Annotated in this window: 1 protein-coding gene; it reads right to left on the bottom strand. The window is 37.7% G+C overall.

All coding sequences use genetic code 11. From position 1 onward, the window contains the following. Positions 1–141 precede the first annotated feature (141 nt). A complete protein-coding gene (locus RV00_RS15960; protein ID WP_084133326.1) occupies positions 142–558 on the bottom strand; it encodes an ArpU family phage packaging/lysis transcriptional regulator in 417 nt (138 codons plus the stop codon). Positions 559–637: the final 79 nt, after the last annotated feature.

Here is a 637-nt window from a genome sequence, read left to right as displayed (position 1 = left end):
GTAGTCTGTCTAAGACAGTAGAATTTTCATTGGTGTTCGTCTGACTAGCCGTATCAATATTTTGTTGATAATACTATGTTAACAGCGATTTTAGTGTTAAAACCGCCAAGAATCCCGCAAAAAACCGCCAAAATATTTATTTTAGCGATATTCAATTAATCTTCCTTTTTTATAAGCCTCTGCAAACTCAATTAGCGCTTCTGACATGAGTCGCTCGACACTTCGCTCTGAATAGCCGATTTCCCGTGAGATTTTGTAATTAGAATAGTTTTCAGTAGCACAATAACGATAATAAAGCACTTGACGACTGGTGATTCCTAAAGCCATTAGAGCGGCTAAGATAGCGTCTCTTTCGCCTTCCGCTTCCATAAACTGAATCATTCCGTCTTCTACTCTATTTCCCCAGCGATCCCCTTTTGGCATATCAGACATGATTGGAGATTTAATATCTATATTTGATTTACCAGCTATCCGATTCCATTTACGATATTTTTTAAGAATTTCTCTTGCATTACATTTTGTTTGATAAAAGTCCACTTCTCTCAATAGCGCTATCATGCCATCCGCCCCTTATGCTATAATGTCATTGACTAGATAACTTATAGCGCTGAGCGAGAGCTTGGTGCTTTTTTTATTG

The sequence above is a fragment of the Enterococcus devriesei genome, assembly GCF_001885905.1.
Taxonomy (GTDB): Bacteria; Bacillota; Bacilli; order Lactobacillales; family Enterococcaceae; genus Enterococcus_A; species Enterococcus_A devriesei.
Note: the sequence above shows the minus strand (reverse complement) of the source record. Positions and strands in the feature narration are given on the sequence as shown.